The following is an 18,856-nucleotide window of genomic DNA, read 5'->3' as shown; positions in this document are numbered from 1 at the left end:
ATGGACGAAGCCGCGCATCATGCCGGTAAAGATCCACTGCAATTCCGTCTCGACATGCTCATCGCCGAAGGTCGAAATGCAGGTACCACACCTGTTGCTGCTGGTGGTGCCGCACGTCAGGCTGCGGTACTGAAAAAAGCGGCTGAAATGATTGAGTGGGGCAAACCTCAAGCCGAAAACACCGGTTTGGGCATTGCCTCTACCTTTGGTCAAGAGCGCGATATGCCCACCTGGGTGGCTTGTGCCGTTCAAGTGCAAGTAGACAAAGACCGTGGCAGCATTGACGTACAAAAACTGTATATTGCGATTGATGCCGGGATTATTGTGCACCCTAATGGCGCAGAAGCACAGTGTCAGGGCGCGGCGCTATGGGGCTTATCAATGGCTATTCATGAAGGCACCGAGATCGTTAATGGCCAATATAAAGACTCAAACTTTAGTACTTATACGCCAGTACGTATTTACCAAACCCCTGAAATAAAAATTGAGTTTATTCCAAGCACTCAACCACCTTCAGGATTAGGAGAGCCAGCAGTAACGCCCGTAGCACCAGCCATTGCCAACGCAATTTATAATGCGGTTGGCGTGCGTTTACGCAAGTTACCAATGAAGCCAAACGATCTTAAAAGTAAGCTCACGAGTATTTAATCAATATGCCAAGTAAGTTTAATTAATAACTTAAAAAGCCCGACTATTATCATACTAGTCGGCTTTTTTATAACCAAAACGCCACCAGCTATCACCCTAAAGGCTGACACGTGAATTAATTTACTCATATTACACTTTTTAAAAAATGAGCAAAAACAGTCACAAACAATGCTCGCTAAAAATAATATTATACTAACCTACTAATTGTTAATAATAAGTGAATAATTTAACTTATAATTGTCAATATACATCTTCATATCCTTGAGTATTCTATGCCCGAAAGTATACCTGCTAATTTGGAAGCTATTTTTCTAGAAGCAATAAAAATTACGCCCAACTGCTTAGGGATAATCAACAGTGACAAGGAAGTGATATATTGCAATCAACATTTTGCCAGCATATTTGGTACTACTGTACAGAATGCAACGGGCAAAAAGTCGGCCGATTTATTGCGTAACGCTTGGGAAACCAAACAAGGCGTCATTATCAACGCCGACAATTTTGATCAATGGCTTGCAAACCTGCATAAGCTGCATTCAGACAAAGCGCTTAATCAATATGAAACCGACTTAACAGATGGCCGCTGGTTTAAAATGACCAGAATTAATCTCGACAGTGGCAATACTGTCATTATGGGCGTAGATATTACCGAATTAAAAAATACCCAAAAAGCCTTAGAAGAAGCCCATCAACATATTGAAAGTCTGGTTAATACTGATCAACTCACTGGCGTACACAATCGCCGAGCTTACAATCAAATTGCTAAACAAGAATGCGCCCGCGCAATTCGGTTTAATCAACCACTTTCTTTACTGGTTATCGACATCGATTACTTTAAAGCGATTAATGACTGTTATGGTCATATAGGCGGAGACCAGATACTCAAAGAATTTGCCCAAACCTGCGATAAATTATTGCGCCAATCGGACTCGTTATCACGCATTGGTGGTGAAGAATTCACCGCGATTTTACCGATGACAGATCAAAATGAAGCCAAGGTGATTGCCGAGCGAATTAGGGCTCAAATAGCTCAACATTCATTTTATGTGGCGCAAACCAGTAAGGGGATTAATATTACCATATCAATTGGTTGTAGCACGCTCACTGAGGGTGACACCTCAATGAACGAGTTGTTTTGTCGTGCAGATAAAGCCTTATATAGCGCTAAACATGGCGGCCGCAATAAAGTGCAATAAACACAATATAAACAAATTAGCGGCCGCACGTTTTAAATCAAAAATGTATTTCTATAGACGTTAATGACCTTCGGCAAACAGATAATTTAACCAACCTTGCATTCTTAACAAGACTTTACGCATAACAGCGACATGGCTAAAGTGGTCGGTATAAACCGCCACCTGGCCAGCAACACCAGCAGGTAATGACTCCCTTAAAGCATCATCTTCTAGTTCAATCAACACTAACACTCGACCACGTTGAAACAATCTATCAGACGACTGTAAATTACCACTAAATTGCAACTCACCCTCAGCCATTGCCGGTAAAACTTTAGACACTTTGCCTTTAAACACTCGCCCAGGCATTGCATCAATAATCACTTCAGCGTCATCTCCCTCTTTTAGCCTTAACAATGAGTTTTGCCAAAAAGCGCCAGCAAAGTATCGAGTTTCAGCAGGAATAAAAGTCAACGCTGGGCGCAAGGGTAATGGTACTGCCATGGCACCTTCGCGTAGTGCAAGTTGTGTCACAACACCATCAGACGGGGCTCTCACTACCGTTTGTTGTAAGTCATACTCAGCTTTAGCTAAATCAGCCTGAAGCCCAGCAACCTTTGTATTGACGCCATCCAGGTTAGACTCATAAGCTAAGCGAGTACGTAACGCTTCTGCACTTGCGGCATTAAGCTGTGCAGAGGCCGAAACAAACAATTGACGACGATTATCGAGCTCTAACTCAGTAAAAGGCGAGTTACGCCCACCCTTTTTATGGCCTCTTCATAACGTTTATACGCAGACTCTGTGCGGTCTTTATCTGCTGTGGCCTGCTCTTCTTTGGCAGCAGCTATGTTAAATGCAGCTTCAAGTTGCGGCACTTGTAACTCAGCCTCTTTTAACGCAGCTTGTTTTTGTTTAACCACCGCAAGATAAGGTGTAGGGTCAATTTTAAATAACACATCACCCTTTTTAATCGGCGAATTAGCCTTTACATTCACCTCTGTCACTAATCCTTTAACGGCAGGTACAATAGGGATAGTGACAAAATACTCCCGAGCAAATCGAGTGTAGGGATGGTTATAGTTCATCAACATCAATAAAGACCCAATTAACACAATACCGCCAAGAATAGCCGTCGGCACGATCCACTTATTTAAGGGGATCTTAAATATTTTAAAAATCGCGATACAAATGGCGGCATAAGTCAGTATGAGTAATAAGTCCATGATTATGCCTCTTGTGGTTTATCGTCTGATTGGGGCGGTTTGCCCACTGCGACGGGTTGCTCTAACGCTGTTAAGCGTTCGTTTAACGCGCTCACATGCTGAATTAACTCTTTTACCTCTCCTTCTAGTATTAATTCTCGTTTGCGAGAATCGCTAAACCCCCAACCTCTATCTTCACGATATAAGGTAGCTTCATATCCATAAAAAAGGCCAAATGGCATGCAAGGTGAATAAACTAACCCAACCAGCAATATGCAAGGCATCTTGTTGGGGGTGATTGCGTTTTTTGGCAATCTCATAGGGAATATCGTGGATGGCAATAATGCCGTAGAAAATAAAGATGATGACAAAAAAAAGCACACCTAGCGCAAAGTAGTCTAAGAACATGTATCCTCCCGATTTCCGCCATAACCCTTGTGAGTATAAAAATAAGTTGGGCGGTATATTGAGTATAAGACTGTTTAAAAAAAGTACACTTCAATCCAGTAAAAAAACAGAGAATATTCACACTTACATAAAAGAGAATTACTCATTTCAAAATATGATATTCACTTTAAGTTTACCGCAAGGTTAACTGACATTAACTGGATCATCATTTTTACACTTATTCATTGGCCATTTTTTGCAAAAATTGCAGTCGCTGCATTTCTTGCTCATCAGGCTGCCAAGGCTCATCAGACAATTGTTCAACGGCAAATTCACCTAACTCATAGTTAGACTCATTACTGCGACCATAACGTGTTAACTCACCAGGTACTGCAGGGCGACGTTCCAATACAAAACTCCCCAGAGTAAACTCACCATCTTGCTTAGGCAGCACACCCTTGTAGGCTTTGAGCTCCATTTCAACCTCACCTTCAGACAGCTTGTCAGAAGCGGTTAACAGCGCTACAGGTTGTTGATTTGTAGTATACAGATTGGCTCTTACTCGATAATAACCGGCTTTTTCGACCGTTATTTTTAGTGGGATTAACATATCATGCCCTTCAGCTCGTACTTCACCCACACCGGTGATCGTCGCTGTTGGGTAGCTATATTCAATGCCCGTCGTTAAAGTCTGCTTTTTACCATTAGCGCTAAAGCTAACATTGACCGCCATCGAGTCATCCCATTCTTCTGTGGCATCGAGTTGCACTGTCCAGCGTCCGTTTTGCCCTAACATCTCATCTTCAGCCAACACCTGACTGGCATCGGTTTCACTGTTAATCAAGGCGTTGACACCGCTAACCGATAGTCCATTAACCTCTAACGTCACCGTGACGGGTTCAGGGAAACTAAAGCGATATTTAGGCAACACTATGCTAGCGCTTGCACCACCTTCTAACATCACAGGTTGTGGCACATAACGATTAGGGTTTAACAAATGAACATCATCAATCCCAAGTGGCACCGAATACGCAGGCAAAGAAAGCTCTTGTGCATAAGCTTTAGCAAGCAATGAAAAACGCTCGCTCACTGTCTCAGGTACGGTTTCTTTTACAGTAGCTTGCTTAGGCAGCATCGGCTTTACCACACTGGGTTGATGAGTAACGCTTTGAGAGTCTTGATTTGGAACAACTGCCTGAGCCAGCGTGGGAGCCGGCTCAGACAAGAGATACCAATATCCTGCACATCCAACAAGCAGGGCAACAATACTGATCTTTTTTTTATGCTTCATAATAGCTAAATCCGCATTGAGTGGGGACTAATTTGCGGCCTGATAAACCAATGACGACATGCTGGTTCGACTAGAGTTACTCACCACTCTATAACGCGAACTAAAAATCCACCAACCACGTTTTTCGTCATAGGTGGTAAACTTGATGTTGTCACCATTTAAGTAAGCCGAGCTATTATTAGCGGTAGTCACTTCATCTTTAGCGCTGCTGCCAATGGTGTCGTTGTGGCTATAACCTTCACTCATCAACATCGGATAATGGTAAGGCATAAATGCATTTGGATCATTAACCGAGGTTAACTTGCCATCAAATGCAACACTGCGCGAACAACTGTTATAACTGCTGGCAGAGGCTGCACCACAACTTGAATGACTCGCGACAACACCGTCATCTTCTCCTGGTAAAAAAGCCCCTGTCGTGCCTAAAAAGTCAGAACCTGCGCCAGCAAAACGTAAGCGCGGCACCCGGCTATCTGGAAATGAAGCTAATTGACGCGCAGTATTCACCCGTAAATCATTTAACACCCCAATGTTAGATGATGACGGCGTAGCACCGAGCCATAACGACACAGCAAGCTTAACCGTGGAGTTAATTAAACCAGAACCATTAGCCACATTGACCGCTAAGTCAGCAAGCTCAACACCACCGCCAGCACCAGCAAAGTCGAACGTTGCCACAATATTCAGCGGCTGTAGACCCGCATTTTGTAACCATAATGCTTGGTTATCGATAATATATCGTGTCACTAAGTCGCCTGTTGAATGACTCACAAACACACAACCATTAGCACAGGTGCCGTCACGTGACATTTGTTGCAGTTTTGGCCAAACATATTGGCTAGTGATCTTATCGGCGACCCGTTCTTGTGATGGCCAGTCGATACGTTCGTCAGCTCTATCGCGCCAGTATTGTGCCCAGTAATCAGCACCATTATTGCTCACCTGTGCCCCAGTAGGTTTGCTTTGTAAGTTATCCGGCTGAAAGCCATGCACCAATACGACTGGATAGCCACTCACTGCCGCTTGTGCTGCACAACTGAATAAACCAGCTAACAGCAACAACATCGATTTTTTCATGGGTTGTCCTCATTTTTATCTGCTACAGCAATACACAGATTGTTATTTTTTGTTTGTGTTTTTGTTATCACTTTCGTGCGTTTTGTTACAACTGAGCACTCAACATAGAGCAGATAAAAAACAATGCAAGCCTAAAAAAGACTAGAATTTACACAGGACAAACCCAATAATCAGCATCTTGTTTGAATTAATTACAATCGACAACGTCAGGATACGTAAGAGCTTCTACCACTCGCGGTAAGTGAGCGTTATCGCTAGTACCAACATTGGCACAGACGTTTTAAGCTTTTACTCCAACTATTTTTATCATCAGCATTTTTTATTTGGAGGCGGCTTTAAAAAGCTTACAGATTGATTTATATAGCTAATCATTCTGTAAAAATGCCATAAAACTATAAAAAATTTATGCTTATATTAAAATGTTCTTCAAAGCTAACTCACAACGGACTGGTGAAAATGATGGATGCGGTACCAATAAAACTGAAACAATATTGTCTCTGCATCATCCTAACCACATTGTGTTTATCTGCAGGACTAAAGGCCGATACGCTCTAGCTTTCCACCATAGAATGGCCCCTTTTACTGGTAGCGCTCTCCCCAAACATGGCATCAACAGTCAAATCATTACTCAAGCATTGAGTTATCAAGGTCACACGCTCGCGATAGGTGTTTTGCCCTGGAACCGAGCCTCCCGAACAGTAAAAACAGGCCAAGTCGTAGGTTATTACCCCACTTACTATAATCCCTCTAGCGAGTTATTGTTTTCAGATCCCATAGGTGCCAGCCCTATCGTACTGATAGAGCGTAAGAGTAATCCGATTATTTGGGATCAGGTCAGTGATTTAAATCGATATGAATTAGGGGGTACTGAAGGGTTATATCAATACCGTTGAAATAGATGAAATGATTGCCAATGGCAGCCAAAAATTTGAATCGGGCATCGATGAAAAACAAAATATCCTAAAACTTGCAAAAGGCCGAATCGACGCCATCATCATGGATATAAACGTATTTGAATACCTAAAGTCTGATCCGCAAATTGCTAAGGTCGCCTCATTATTACAAGTGAACCCCAAAATCGTGCAAGATAAAACCTTGCACGTCACGTTTAATAATACTCCCGAAGGTAAAAAGTGGTGCGACATTATCAACCAGAGGCCTAGCGAAATTTGACGTTCAAGCCATGCAGGATGTTTTATTAACCCCTGTAAAGTAACAATTTAACGGCACTCGTAGGTATCAAGCGCTACCTATTTTTTGCAACCATCCTTGCTTATGTGTCGACAGCTATAGCTGGTACTTCATCCACAATTTATAGAACACCGCATTACATTCTGGGTTGCTGTCCATTTTTCCGTCTCTGTCACAGTCAGAGCCGGTTAGGGTTTTCATCACATCACTGCCGTATTGTTCTATATCATCAGCCTCAGGCGCCACAAACTCGGTCACTTTAGGCGAGTGTTCAATAAAATCAGCGACATTTTCATAAGACAAAAACTCTTCTTTAGAAATAATCTCACTGATATCTTGGGTCGGTAATTCAGACGCCACAACAGGCACAGACATCAGCATTAACACTGCACCTAAACATACATTGAACCAATTCACTTCTCTCTCCATCACCTAGCTGAGGTAAAACCTGATGTTAACTAAATAGCGGCTAAACCGTATTATTGATGTTCAGTTAGATATTGTATGGCTTTTTTATTGCCCGCTTCTGCGCTTTTTTTAATCCACTGTTCACCAGCAGCTTGTTGTTGATTGGTAATTAAGCCTTGCCCTAAAAGATATTGGGCATCATTTTGTCCTCGCTCTGCCGCTTTAGTTAACCAACTAATACCAAGCTCGCGATCAACCGCAACACCTTCACCATTTAAATAAATTTCACCTAAATTGGCCATGGATACCACGCCCCCCATTCGGTAGATGCCTGGTAAAGTGAAATCGCTTTATCAATGTCTTTAGCCACACCATGGCCTAATCGGTACATTTCGCCTAGGTTATTGGCGGCTTGACTTTGATTATTGGCGACCGCCTTCTCATAGTGAAAAAGGGCTTTTTGATAATCTTGATCGACCACTTCACCAAAAAAATATAAGTTGCCAATAAGCTCATCGATGTCGTATTTTTTTATTTTGGCGTACTCATGATACAGCGCTAACCCCTTATCGATATTTTGGGGCACGCCTTTACCTTGTAAATATAATCGAGCCAACCTCATGCAAGAATATGAATTCGAAAGGCCTTGTTGATACCAATAAACGGCTTTGTCAATATCATGATGCGCTGGGCTTTTGATTTCATAAATCCAGCCTAAGTAAGAGGCTGCATCTTGACGACCTAACTCATAAGCCTTTTCAAAATATGAAATAGCCTTATCAAAATCAGGCGTAACAGAAGGGCTTTTTGAGTAAATGATGCCGATATAAAAAGCCGCACTCTCATCATATTCAGTAGACTCTAACAAGTAAGGTAAGGCTAATTCATCGTTTTTTTCTGTACCAACCCCAAGGTGATAACTTTGGCCTAACTGAAAATATGCAGGCGTAAAACCTAAGTCAGCAGCTTGTTTGTAGTATAAAAAGCTTTGTTTTTCGTCTTGTGGAACACCATTACCAAGGCGTGACATGGTGCCTAAATTGGTTAATGCATTGGGGTTACCCAATGCTGCAGCTTGGTAAAACAATGGCAATGCAATTTTCAAATCTCGCTCAACTTTGTCACCGCGTAAATAAATACCGGCAATATTATTGATCGCAATGGTATTACCTTGATCGGCTGCCAAAGTATAAAGTTGCAACGCGGTATTAATATCTTCAGGAACCAGCTTACCTTCTTCATACAATAAGCCTAAATTGACCTGAGAGTCTGCATCACCGAGCTCTGCCGCTTTATGATAAAGCTCAACTGCTGCTAATTTATTTTCAGCTACCCCCCAACCAAAATCATAGATTTGAGCCAAATACCCCACGGCCAGTGGGTAGTTTTGCTCAACTGCAATAGCCAAATATTCATGGCCAAGCTTAGGATTTTTATCTACTCCAGTACCGTTTAAATACTTTAACGCTATATTGTACTGAGCAATTGCAGAGTCACTGTCAGCCGCTAATTTGTACCATTGAAAAGCCTTTATTTGATCATTTACTTCAAAGTCATACAAGTAAGCCAACCCCAAGTAACAAGAAACTTGTTTTGACTCAGCTCCCGCACGAAAGTAACGCTCAGCTTTGTGCAAATCTTGATAATTGGGTTCATCTAAATACAGGTAACCTAACTCACAATTTGCCATTGCAAACTGTTGATTAATCGCTTGTTGGTAATATGACACTGCAGTATCGAGATTTTTATCAACAAACTCACCCTCACGGTAAAAAGACGCTAAATTAACCATCGATTGTGGGTCATTTTGTTTCGCCGCTGCTTTATACCAATATAACGCGAGTGCATTATCTTCTTTAACACCTAACACGCCCAAATCGTAAATCAATCCCAGCTCGCCCTGAGCTCTTGGGAGACCTTGCTTAGCCAGTTGTTGGTAAAGCGCTAATGCTTTTTCAGGCTGGTTATCGTTGTAGTATGACTCGGCTAAACGTAGTTGTTCATCACCACGCTGAAGCTCAAGCGAAGTTATGGCTGGGATGGGTTGAGTCGATGTAGAAGCGCAAGAGATAAGTGTTCCCACACTCAAGAGGATGAGAAGTAAGCGATACATGTTAGTCCTTTAACGATTAGTTAACCTAGGCGTATCATAACGTTTAATACATAAAAATACAGTGGGATAAGTCATTAATCGCAATGCGTTAAAAATATCTTTCTAATCGTTTTATGGCTTTACTTGAGGTTGTCTTTGCAACGGTATAATTCTTTTACCTGTAAAAAATCGATGGCACACTTTGCTTGTCAGAAAGGTTTGCAGCGCAGTAATAATCGCAATTTGAGTGCGCCACTTGCCAAATGTCATGCTGGTTTCTTTTTTGATTAAGCGCGCCAATATGCGTCCTGTTAATGCAAACTTATCGGCCCGTTGCAGCCAGGTTTTTCTATCACTCGCTGGCTGATCCATTTTTTAGATCGTTAATCTAGATTATCTCAACAGAAAACGCTTTATACTGTCGACCATGATTAAGTGAACTCTAAAGCACAAAATGACGTTACCAACTGATAAAAACAAACTGCAATCGCGCTTCGCAGGCGTATTACTGGTGATAGGGATCTTGCTTATTGCGGCTAATTTACGCGCGCCGTTTACTGGCATTGCCCCTGTGTTAGAGCAAATTATTGATCACTACACGCTAAGCGGTTCACAGGCAGGCTTTATCACCACACTACCGCTTATTGCTTTTGCGATTATTTCACCTATGGCAGCCATGTTTGCCAGAAGACAAGGCCTAGAGCAAAGCTTATTTGCCGCATTAATACTGATTTTATTAGGCATTTTAGCAAGAGTGTTCGACTCATCAATTATGCTATTTGTAGGCACTGCGGTTATTGGTATCGGAATCGCCATTGCAAACGTGCTATTACCAAGTTTAATCAAACGCGATTTTGCCACCAAAGTGGCACTCATGACTTCTGCTTATGTCCTTACCATGGGGGTGGCATCCGGTGGCTTTTCTGCTTTGGTATTTCCGCTGAGTCAGCTTAATGGTTTGGGTTGGCAATTGGCATTGGGCTCGTCGGCAATATTAACCGTTGCCGGCTTAATTGTTTGGCTAGCACAACTGAGTAAACACACAAAACCGGCGAGCATGTCGCAATTTGCTTCATCGTCAAAAAGTGTATGGCGCTATTTTTTAGCATGGCAAATTACTTTGTTGTTAGGCTTAAACTCTTTTTTGACTTATATCATCATTACCTGGCTGCCAAGCATATTAACTGATACAGGGCATTCAGCGGTTGAAGCAGGGGCATATCATGGCGCATTTCAAATTTCGACGGCTATACCCGGCTTAGTATTAATACCACTGTTGGCTAAGTTAAAAGATCAAAGCGGGCTGAGCCTTATATTGGGATTGCTCAGTGCTGGCAGTGCAATGGGGCTGTTATACATGCCTGACTTAGCGTTTTTCTGGACGATAATGTTGGGATTTTGCTCTGGAGGCTGTTTTATCTTAGGGCTATCATTTATTAGTTTACGCACAGATGACCCGCATCAAGCTGCTTCGCTTTCTGGTATGTCACAAAGTGTGGGTTATTTATTAGCGGCGGTAGGCTCTATGATGGCGGGAGCATTGCACACCTCAACTGACAGCTGGAAAGGGCTACTGTGGCTATGCATTATTGCTGCGCTATTGTGTGCATTATGCGGCTTCGGTGGCGGCAGAAACACCACCTTGGATAAGTCGGTTAGCTAACAAATGCGTCAGCACTGCAAGCTTGCCTCCCCAAATAATATCAATCCTTATTCGCATTTTTGCTTAAAGAGCAAATTTAAATGCGGATTGGTATAGCATCAGTTTTATTGATAATCGTTGTTGAGGCTGGTGATGTTTGTTAAAGACAGTCTTGGCAACGTTACTTCCAAGGCGATATTGCGGAAAAGCCGGAACGGCTAAAGTTTTGCTCCAACTGTCTGCCCATTTGGCTATCGGCGCGTTTATCATGGCTGTTGGCGGCGGTTTGTCTGTGTATTAGGCATAAAAAAGGCACTTGCTTAGTGCCTTTAACCTGAACGCTGGATAATTATGCCGTTGGACAAAGTTGCGCTTTAAGTTCACCCATGGCGGTATAGCCACGATACCCTTTAATAAGCACGCCATTTTCATCTAACAAAAGTAAAATCGGTGTAGCAGGGATCCCGCCCATATCTTGCACTAAATTAGAGGGTGGCCGGTAGGCTTCAAACGGAAAGTTAAGCCGAAACAACGCACGTTTTAACCTCACATTATCGCCGTTAATACCTAGCGCAACTGGATGCAGCTGTTGCTCGCATTCTTGGTGTAGCTTCTTGAGGACTTTGGCCTGTTTGATACACCATGGGCACTCTGGCTCAAAAAACATCATCGCGACCGGCTTACCATGTAAATGCGCAAGGTTGCTGGTGGTTTGCCCGCGCAGGTCTTTAAATTGGTAATCAACCGTGAGTTGCGCCGCAGATAAGGGCGCGGCGCATAACAGTATTATCAAACTGGCGAGACGTAACATTAGAATGTGTACTTCATGCCAGCGTAGATTTCTCTACCGCGAAGTAGTTCATAGATATAGCCCACATCATAAGCGCCGTCTGCATCATAAAATAACGGGGTATCTTCATCACCTGCTTGGGTGTAATCAAGTAGGTTAGTCACACCGCTATAAAGTGAAAGGTAGTCGTTAAGCTCATAACTGACGCGCAAATCAACAGTGAAATAAGACGGTGCATCGGTGCTTTTTTCAGAGTCAGGGTCAACTTCGCCAGTGCTCAGTAGTCGGTTATAGCCTTCGTAGCCATAGTCAGATAAATCACGGCTGCCTACCCACACCACATTGGCGAATAAGTCCCATCCATTGATGTCCCAATCGGCAGATAATGTAATGCGCTCTTCTATTGGCGCTACAGCATAAGATGATTGAAATACTGAATCATAATCAAATACTTCACCGGTTAGGTTCAGGGTTAGATCGTCAGTTAAACGATAGCCTAAAGCGATGTCGGTAGTGACAACACTGGCTTTTTCATCAAGCTGAGTCAGTAGTGGAATACCTTGATCATTGGTGGTTAATTGCGCCAAGTTTTCAACTTCAGTCCAGGCAAGAGAGGCCGTAGATGTCAGTCTGTCACCTTCATAACTCAAGGCGTAGTTAACCGAGTTTGAACGCTCTAATTCATCAATATCAATATCAAAACCCAGTGAACCATCTAAGATGCCGTGGTCTGTTTCAAAGAATGATAACGGCGCACGGTAACCGCGTCCGGCAGATAAACGCGACACCCACTCATCGTTATGACGTAAACGAATATCGACTCGAGGAGATAAAATTGACTCATCGAGTTCTGTTCCTGGTTTGTTTGGATCTGTAAAGTCGGCGACAACGTTGTCATAGCGTAATGCCATTGCAACTTCAAGTTCATCAGTTACCTGCCAAGTATCCTGGACATAAATACCCGTCACATCATAATCAAATGAATCTGAAACATAATCAGGGTTTGCACTGCCAGAGCGCGAGTTTGAACGCATTTCTTCGGTGCGGTGGTCTATACCAAAGGTCAGTAATTGAGTGTCGTTAAGCAAATAGTTAAAACGTGCATCAAAGAACCACATTACGTCATTAGCTGTGTAATCAAAGCCTTCGTAAAAAGAGTCTTGATCATGCTCTGCATAGCTAGTCGCTAAATGCATGTTCCAATCATCGTTTAATTCTCTTAACCAAGTTAATGAGGCTTCGTTACGATCGGTTTTAATCCACTCAGACGTTTCCCAAGCTTTACCTGTATAGTCATTGCGCACGTCACCGTCTTCAAATAACTCTTGAGTCGCTGTGGCATCATCGTCATAACCTGACAGCACAGTGCCGGTAGAACTTGCAAGACCATCAGCAAAGGTTTCATCTAACATTGAGCCGCCAAAAATTTCAGATTGAATATTGGCTATGCGCAATACAATGTTGTCGGTGTCTGTTACATCGTGCGACACTCTCGCGGTAAGACTGCGGTTTTCTTGTTGTGGGGCTTCATTCACGCCATTGTCGTCAGCGTCATACTGGTCTCTATCATCATATTGGGCAACTAAAGTGGCACGAGTGCGGCCATCTTCACTGACACCTTTACCTAAGAAACCCATCTTTTTATAGCCATTTTCACCGACTGCCACATCAAATTCTGCGCCGTTATCAGTGGGCTCATAACTAATAATATTTACCGTGCCGCCAATGGCCTCTGGAGCAATTAACGATGCCCCAGCGCCGCGGGCAACTTCAATGCGGTCTATGCCGGTCGTTGGGATCGCATCCACAGCATAGTAACCAGAAATCATAGTGTGTACGGGTAAGCCATCAACCAGAATGGTTGTTTGCTCGCCTTTCATGCCATTGAGCATGATGCGTTTTACGCCACACATAGAACATTCGTTAGAAACTTTTACACCTGGCGAGTTATCAATAGCTTCTGATAAGTTAACGGCATTTTTATTTTCGATAGTGCCAGCGCTTATCACTTCGGTTTTCATGATGGTGTTAGCTAAAGTACCGGCTTGCTCTAGTCTTTGCCTTACCCCCATCACACTTACACGTTCAATATTTTCCACATCGGGAGTAGAGGACTCTTCTGCCAATACCATTTGCGGACTAAGGATTACGGCTAATAATGCTGCTATGTACGTTGGCTTCACTCTGTTTATCTCCATGGGATATATTATGAGCGAATATTAATGGTAATGAGAGTGATTATCAATTGAGCCGGATCATGTTTTTGACATTTAGCACAAATTACCTTTACTGACCTTGTGAGCACTAAGCACAAAATCGCTCAATGTTACCAACCTATATCAGCATTCATACCAAATAGAAATAAAACCATTTAAAAGCAACAGATTACAAGGCTTTTCATTATGCTAAAGCCTGTTTTTATTGTCATTCACGCACACATATCGACAAAATTGATACTCTCAATCACCCTCAGTATTCACGTAATGACGCATTAAGTAATTTTCTCACGACAGCTCATAAAACAACCTACCAACTTGCCTTCCTAGGCTTATTTTTATCTAAAAACGGCAAAAAAGCCGGTTTTCGCTTAAAAAAAGCATCAATTTAATTGATACATAGCTTAATAAACATTCAATATTATTTAACTTTTTAATGTGTATTCTGAATATAAATCCAACATTTAGAAACCACATTAAGGAGTCATCAATGTATGTAAGCAACAATCGAGTCACGCCACGATTGGGAGCCTGTAGCACTTTACGGGGCGCGTCATGAAACAGTTTGACGCCCACGAGGCGACTCGACCTGTTAGCCATCTCGCTGTCGTAGATAGCTCTGCAGCAATGAGCCCATTTGAAAAAGCCGCTGAATACGGACACGCCAAAGTGACAAAGCATATTGCACAATCATTTGGCTTATCAGTATTTGCTGGCGCTTTCATTGCACTGGCCTTTGTGTTTTATCTCACCGTGACCACAGGAGCTGCACCTGGCTCGTGGGGGCTGGTGCGGTTTAGCGGTGGTATCGCCTTTAGCTTAGGCTTAATTCTGGTTGTGGTACTCGGAGGAGAACTGTTTACCAGCACCGTATTAAGCGCGATTGCCTGGGCGCAAAAACGCGTCACCACCAAACAATTATTAGGTTGTTGGACAAGGGTGTATTTAGGCAACCTTTGTGGCGCAATGTTGATATTGCTATTAGTGATGATGTCTAAAATGTATGACCTTAACGGCAGCGCTTGGGGTCTCAACGCTTTGCATGTCGCACAACATAAAATTCACCATGATTGGAGCCAAGCCTTCGCTCTAGGCACCTTATGTAATTTGTTGGTGTGCTTAGGGGTGTGGATGACCTTTAGCTGCAAAGACGCCTTAGGCAAATCAATATTATTGATATTGCCAGTGGCGATGTTTGTCTCAAGCGGCTTTGAACATAGCATTGCTAACCTATTTATGGTGCCTTTAGGCATTACTATTGAGCACTTTATTGGTAGTGAATACTTCATGGCACTCGGCGTGGTTCCACAAGCCTTTGCCGACCTCACCATTAGCAATTTTATCGTGCATAACTTAATTCCGGTCACCCTAGGCAACATTGTTGGCGGTGCAGTATTTGTGCAGCCTTGGGTATTTTTGGATTAACGATCGTAACCCAAGCAGCAATCACGTCGCACAACTACACATTAGCCCTATTGAACAAGGCCAAACTCGCCAACATGACGGCCTCAAGTGCAGCAACAGCCACAACATTTATCGGCATCAGCACTGTTTCAGTCTTCAACTATTACATCAACTCACTCTCATTCAAGTCATAAGGACTTAACCATGAAAACCAAAATTGACAAACTTATCGTTAGCGAATTAATGGACACTAATCCTGGCACACTTAACGTTGATAACACGATTTATCAAGCGCTAGATTTACTCGCCGCACAAAGCATTCGCAGTGCCCCGGTTGTTGACCAAAATAATCAGTTATTGGGCTTTGTTTCAGAGCAAGATCTACTGCGCTCACTGTGGTCAGAAGAGTTTTCTGCCAACTTACCCACAACAATCAAAGAGGTGATGCAAACGAAAATGCTCACCGTAGCGCCAACTGAAAAAGTTGCCCAGTTACTTGAGTTTATGGTGGTCGATAAGAAAAAGCTTTTCCCTGTAACCGACTCAGGCATGTATATCAGCGGTGGTTATCAAAGTTATGAAGAGCGCCTACGTGAAGCCTCTGCTGCGGTTCCGAGTGTTTACCCTGTTGTTGAAAACGGTCGCTTATGTGGAGTTATCCGCCGCGAATCACTCATGAAGATGTTTGCTAAGCTGTATCATCCAAAACATGACGGTAACGCCCATCCAGTAGAGCAGTCTGTCGCGTAATAGTGGTGACTTGAGAGTTTGCTAACAAGCTATGGTTAAACCATAGCTTGTTACATTTTATCAATACGTTGAATTAGGAGTGCTTTCAGGATTAATGTCGCCGTAAACCTCTTCTGGGTCGACATCATTGATCAATAACATTTCCCTGACAGTTTCAATATGATCTAATATTTTTTGGTAGTCATCGCCATATTCATACTTAGTGACTTCAATTGCTTTAGGCATATAAGTAAACGCAATTTTTAATGCCTGTAATGCAGACTCACTCATTTTATCACTCATGTCACACTCCTTGATGTTAAACCATATACAACCAATATGTTTACCCAAAGGATATATCAATACAAGCAATTCGGCTGACTCACCTATTACAGATGGACTGGTCTTTTACACAGACCACCAGCGACGATGGCTATTTTAGCTTGCTAAAAAGCAAACAAAACCCAAGCTTTAAAAACCTGCCGATGTTTGTTAATCGGGATGGGGTGGTGTTGCTAGGATAAACGCTATCGAGGTATTGTAAGATTTCTTTGCGGCCAAACATAGACGCCCAATCTCTTACATCCATATTGGTTTTGTTTTTAAGTGTTAAGCTTGCACCGTATTCCAACAGCAATTTTAATATATCAAGGTTACCTTTATACGCTGCGGCCATTAGCACTGTGTTGCCGACAGCATCTGTTGAATCAACATTGGCGCCGCATCTTAATAAGGTTTCACAAAAGTCGTTTTCACTATTATAAACGGCCAACATTAATGCTGAATAACCTCGATTATTTTTAGCATCAACATCTAACTCACCATGCTGAGACAACATGTTTGCTAGGCCTCTAAGATCGCCAACTCGCGCAAAATCAAAAATATCGGCTTCTGCTCGATAGGTTTTTTTATACTCTTTCCAAGCTGTCATAAAATGCCTTTAATAGCGTTTATACTCAATGACATAAATATAAAAAGCAGGCCTATATCGACACTTCATAGGCCTGCATTACTGCAGTTGTAAATTACACGATTTCTGTGATGTCTAGCCCTAACGCCATCGCAACGCCTGTGCCATAAGCTGGTGCAGCTTTATAACAATTAATAATATGACGATGCTTAACCTCTAATGATGCCGGAGCAATACTTCGTGCTGTATTGTCAAATAACACTTGCTGTTGTTCTGCAGTCATTAAATTAAATAAGTTACCAGGCTGAGTATAGTAATCACTATCATCTTCGCGGAAATCCCAGTTATAAGCATCACCTTGAAGGTGTAATGGTGGCTCATTAAATTCTGGTTGCTGTTGCCACAATCCTAAGCTGTTTGGCTCATAACCTTTAGTGCTACCGTAATTGCCATCAACGCGCATAAAACCATCTCTATGATAAGAGTTTACAGGGCATCGAGGCTGGTTAACGGGAATATGCACATGGTTAACACCCAAGCGATAGCGCTGAGCATCACCGTATGAAAATAATCGTCCTTGCAACATTTTATCAGGCGAGAACCCAATCCCAGGGACAATATTGGCAGGGTTAAATGCGGCTTGTTCGACTTCAGCAAAATAATTATCTGGGTTACGATTTAGCTCCATCACCCCGACATCAATTAACGGATAATCAGCATGTGGCCACACTTTGGTTAAATCGAATGGATGAAAATGATAATTTAATGCGTCTTTTTCAGGCATAATTTGCACTTTTAAATCCCATTTAGGGAAGTCGCCTTTTTCAATAGACTCATAAAGATCTTGTTGATGGCTTTCGCGATTTTTACCCACTAACTCTTCAGCTTCTTGATCAGTTAAGTTTTCAATACCTTGTTGAGTTTTTAGATGAAACTTAACCCAAAAACGTTCATTGTCAGCATTGAGGAAACTAAATGTATGGCTACCAAAACCATTCATATGGCGATAAGTACGAGGAATACCACGATCACTCATAACCACTGTGACTTGGTGTAGCGCCTCTGGCAACATTGACCAAAAATCCCAGTTAGTATTTGCACAACGCATGTTGGTACGAGGATCACGTTTAACGGCATGGTTTAAATCTGGAAATTTTAACGGATCACGAAGGAAGAATACCGGCGTGTTGTTACCCACGAGATCCCAGTTACCTTCTTCGGTATAGAATTTCATTGCAAATCCACGAATATCACGTTCAGCATCGGCAGCACCACGTTCGCCAGCTACGGTAGATAAACGCCAAAACATCTCGGTTTTTTTGCCGATTTCTGAAAAGATTTTTGCTTTGGTATATTGAGTAATATCATGAGTAACAGTGAAAGTACCGTATGCGCCAGAACCTTTCGCATGCATACGTCTTTCAGGGATCACTTCTCTATCAAAATGGGCCAGTTTCTCTAGAAACCACGCATCTTGCAATAACATTGTACCACGATACCAGCAGTTTGAACATTTTGGTTATCAACGACAGGCGCGCCGTTACTTGTAGTCAGTTTATTTTGATTTGTCATTCTTTACTCCACTTACTTAGTCGATATATTGCTAAAGGTTAGTGATTGATAAAACATATCAAAATTGCTAACTACTTGAATGTTTGGCAGAGTTTGAGCTGTTTCATTTTCTAGTGGTG

General features: G+C 42.4%; 17 protein-coding genes and 3 pseudogenes. 7 read left to right on the top strand and 13 right to left on the bottom strand.

Going from position 1 to position 18,856, the window contains the following annotated elements; all coding sequences use genetic code 11:
• Together N4T56_RS20945 and N4T56_RS20940 are read left to right on the top strand one after the other, a co-directional pair.
• Entirely contained in the window at window positions 1-648 is a 648-nt protein-coding gene (locus N4T56_RS20945; RefSeq protein ID WP_261734552.1) for a molybdopterin cofactor-binding domain-containing protein, read from the top strand.
• Window positions 649-920: 272 nt separating this feature from the next.
• A complete protein-coding gene (locus N4T56_RS20940) occupies window positions 921-1,844 on the top strand; it encodes a sensor domain-containing diguanylate cyclase (RefSeq protein WP_261734551.1) in 924 nt (307 codons plus the stop codon).
• Window positions 1,845-1,904: 60 nt separating this feature from the next.
• On the opposite strand, the pseudogene N4T56_RS20935 reads toward N4T56_RS20940, so the two are convergent.
• The 4 genes and pseudogenes from N4T56_RS20935 to N4T56_RS20920 all read right to left on the bottom strand — a co-directional run bounded on the left by N4T56_RS20935 (window position 1,905) and on the right by N4T56_RS20920 (window position 5,783).
• Window positions 1,905-3,049, bottom strand: a pseudogene (locus N4T56_RS20935) (HlyD family secretion protein).
• 2 nt (window positions 3,050-3,051) lie between these two features.
• A pseudogene (locus N4T56_RS20930) lies at window positions 3,052-3,436 on the bottom strand (DUF3302 domain-containing protein).
• Window positions 3,437-3,653: 217 nt separating this feature from the next.
• On the bottom strand, window positions 3,654-4,706 hold the full coding sequence (locus N4T56_RS20925) for a hypothetical protein (RefSeq protein WP_261734550.1): 1,053 nt from the start codon (window positions 4,704-4,706) through the stop codon (window positions 3,654-3,656).
• Window positions 4,707-4,733: 27 nt separating this feature from the next.
• A complete protein-coding gene (locus tag N4T56_RS20920; protein WP_261734549.1) occupies window positions 4,734-5,783 on the bottom strand; it encodes a hypothetical protein in 1,050 nt (349 codons plus the stop codon).
• Between the two features lie 569 nt (window positions 5,784-6,352).
• On the opposite strand from N4T56_RS20920, the gene N4T56_RS20915 reads away from it, so the two are divergent.
• Window positions 6,353-6,676 (top strand): hypothetical protein, encoded by a 324-nt coding sequence (locus N4T56_RS20915; protein ID WP_261734548.1) that lies wholly within the window; start codon window positions 6,353-6,355, stop codon window positions 6,674-6,676.
• A 10-nt stretch (window positions 6,677-6,686) separates the two neighbouring features.
• Entirely contained in the window at window positions 6,687-6,956 is a 270-nt protein-coding gene (locus tag N4T56_RS20910; protein WP_261734547.1) for a hypothetical protein, read from the top strand.
• Between the two features lie 114 nt (window positions 6,957-7,070).
• Here the strand turns inward: N4T56_RS20910 and N4T56_RS20905 are convergent, their stop codons facing one another.
• From N4T56_RS20905 to N4T56_RS20890, 4 genes are all read right to left on the bottom strand, one after another.
• The gene (locus N4T56_RS20905) at window positions 7,071-7,391 is read right to left on the bottom strand and encodes a hypothetical protein (protein ID WP_261734546.1); all 321 of its coding nucleotides are present in this window, start codon (window positions 7,389-7,391) and stop codon (window positions 7,071-7,073) included.
• Between the two features lie 62 nt (window positions 7,392-7,453).
• Window positions 7,454-7,684, bottom strand: a complete 231-nt coding sequence (locus tag N4T56_RS20900; protein WP_261734545.1) for a tetratricopeptide repeat protein — start codon at window positions 7,682-7,684, stop codon at window positions 7,454-7,456.
• The gene (locus tag N4T56_RS20895) at window positions 7,672-9,495 is read right to left on the bottom strand and encodes a tetratricopeptide repeat protein (protein WP_261734544.1); all 1,824 of its coding nucleotides are present in this window, start codon (window positions 9,493-9,495) and stop codon (window positions 7,672-7,674) included. Before N4T56_RS20895 ends, N4T56_RS20900 begins: the two co-directional genes overlap by 13 nt.
• A 111-nt stretch (window positions 9,496-9,606) precedes the next feature.
• The gene (locus N4T56_RS20890) at window positions 9,607-9,846 is read right to left on the bottom strand and encodes a hypothetical protein (RefSeq protein ID WP_261734543.1); all 240 of its coding nucleotides are present in this window, start codon (window positions 9,844-9,846) and stop codon (window positions 9,607-9,609) included.
• Between the two features lie 82 nt (window positions 9,847-9,928).
• On the opposite strand from N4T56_RS20890, the gene N4T56_RS20885 reads away from it, so the two are divergent.
• On the top strand, window positions 9,929-11,137 hold the full coding sequence (locus N4T56_RS20885; RefSeq protein ID WP_261734542.1) for an MFS transporter: 1,209 nt from the start codon (window positions 9,929-9,931) through the stop codon (window positions 11,135-11,137).
• Between the two features lie 328 nt (window positions 11,138-11,465).
• Here the strand turns inward: N4T56_RS20885 and N4T56_RS20880 are convergent, their stop codons facing one another.
• Together N4T56_RS20880 and N4T56_RS20875 are read right to left on the bottom strand one after the other, a co-directional pair.
• Window positions 11,466-11,927: a TlpA family protein disulfide reductase gene (locus tag N4T56_RS20880; RefSeq protein WP_261734541.1), complete on the bottom strand. Its 462-nt coding sequence runs from the start codon at window positions 11,925-11,927 to the stop codon at window positions 11,466-11,468.
• Window positions 11,927-14,089 carry a TonB-dependent receptor plug domain-containing protein gene (locus tag N4T56_RS20875; RefSeq protein WP_261734540.1) on the bottom strand — a complete coding sequence of 721 codons (2,163 nt, stop codon included), beginning with the start codon at window positions 14,087-14,089 and terminating at the stop codon, window positions 11,927-11,929. Before N4T56_RS20875 ends, N4T56_RS20880 begins: the two co-directional genes overlap by 1 nt.
• Window positions 14,090-14,677: 588 nt before the next feature.
• Between N4T56_RS20875 and focA the strand changes: the two genes are divergently transcribed.
• Both focA and N4T56_RS20865 read left to right on the top strand, forming a co-directional pair.
• A complete protein-coding gene (focA, locus tag N4T56_RS20870) occupies window positions 14,678-15,547 on the top strand; it encodes a formate transporter FocA (protein ID WP_261734539.1) in 870 nt (289 codons plus the stop codon).
• Between the two features lie 183 nt (window positions 15,548-15,730).
• Window positions 15,731-16,276 carry a CBS domain-containing protein gene (locus N4T56_RS20865; RefSeq protein ID WP_261734538.1) on the top strand — a complete coding sequence of 182 codons (546 nt, stop codon included), beginning with the start codon at window positions 15,731-15,733 and terminating at the stop codon, window positions 16,274-16,276.
• Window positions 16,277-16,336: 60 nt separating this feature from the next.
• Here N4T56_RS20865 and N4T56_RS20860 read toward each other — a convergent pair whose 3' ends face one another.
• From N4T56_RS20860 to N4T56_RS20850, 3 genes and pseudogenes are all read right to left on the bottom strand, one after another.
• Window positions 16,337-16,558 (bottom strand): penicillin-binding protein, encoded by a 222-nt coding sequence (locus N4T56_RS20860; protein ID WP_188923020.1) that lies wholly within the window; start codon window positions 16,556-16,558, stop codon window positions 16,337-16,339.
• Window positions 16,559-16,688: 130 nt separating this feature from the next.
• Window positions 16,689-17,186: an ankyrin repeat domain-containing protein gene (locus N4T56_RS20855; protein WP_261734537.1), complete on the bottom strand. Its 498-nt coding sequence runs from the start codon at window positions 17,184-17,186 to the stop codon at window positions 16,689-16,691.
• A 94-nt stretch (window positions 17,187-17,280) separates the two neighbouring features.
• A pseudogene (locus N4T56_RS20850) lies at window positions 17,281-18,737 on the bottom strand (catalase).
• Window positions 18,738-18,856 lie beyond the last annotated feature (119 nt).

Origin of the sequence: Shewanella phaeophyticola (genome assembly GCF_025398315.1) — a bacterium.
Lineage (GTDB): Bacteria > Pseudomonadota > Gammaproteobacteria > Enterobacterales > Shewanellaceae > Shewanella > Shewanella phaeophyticola.
The sequence above is the reverse complement of the archived record's forward strand: the minus strand, read 5'-3'. Positions and strand labels throughout refer to the sequence as shown.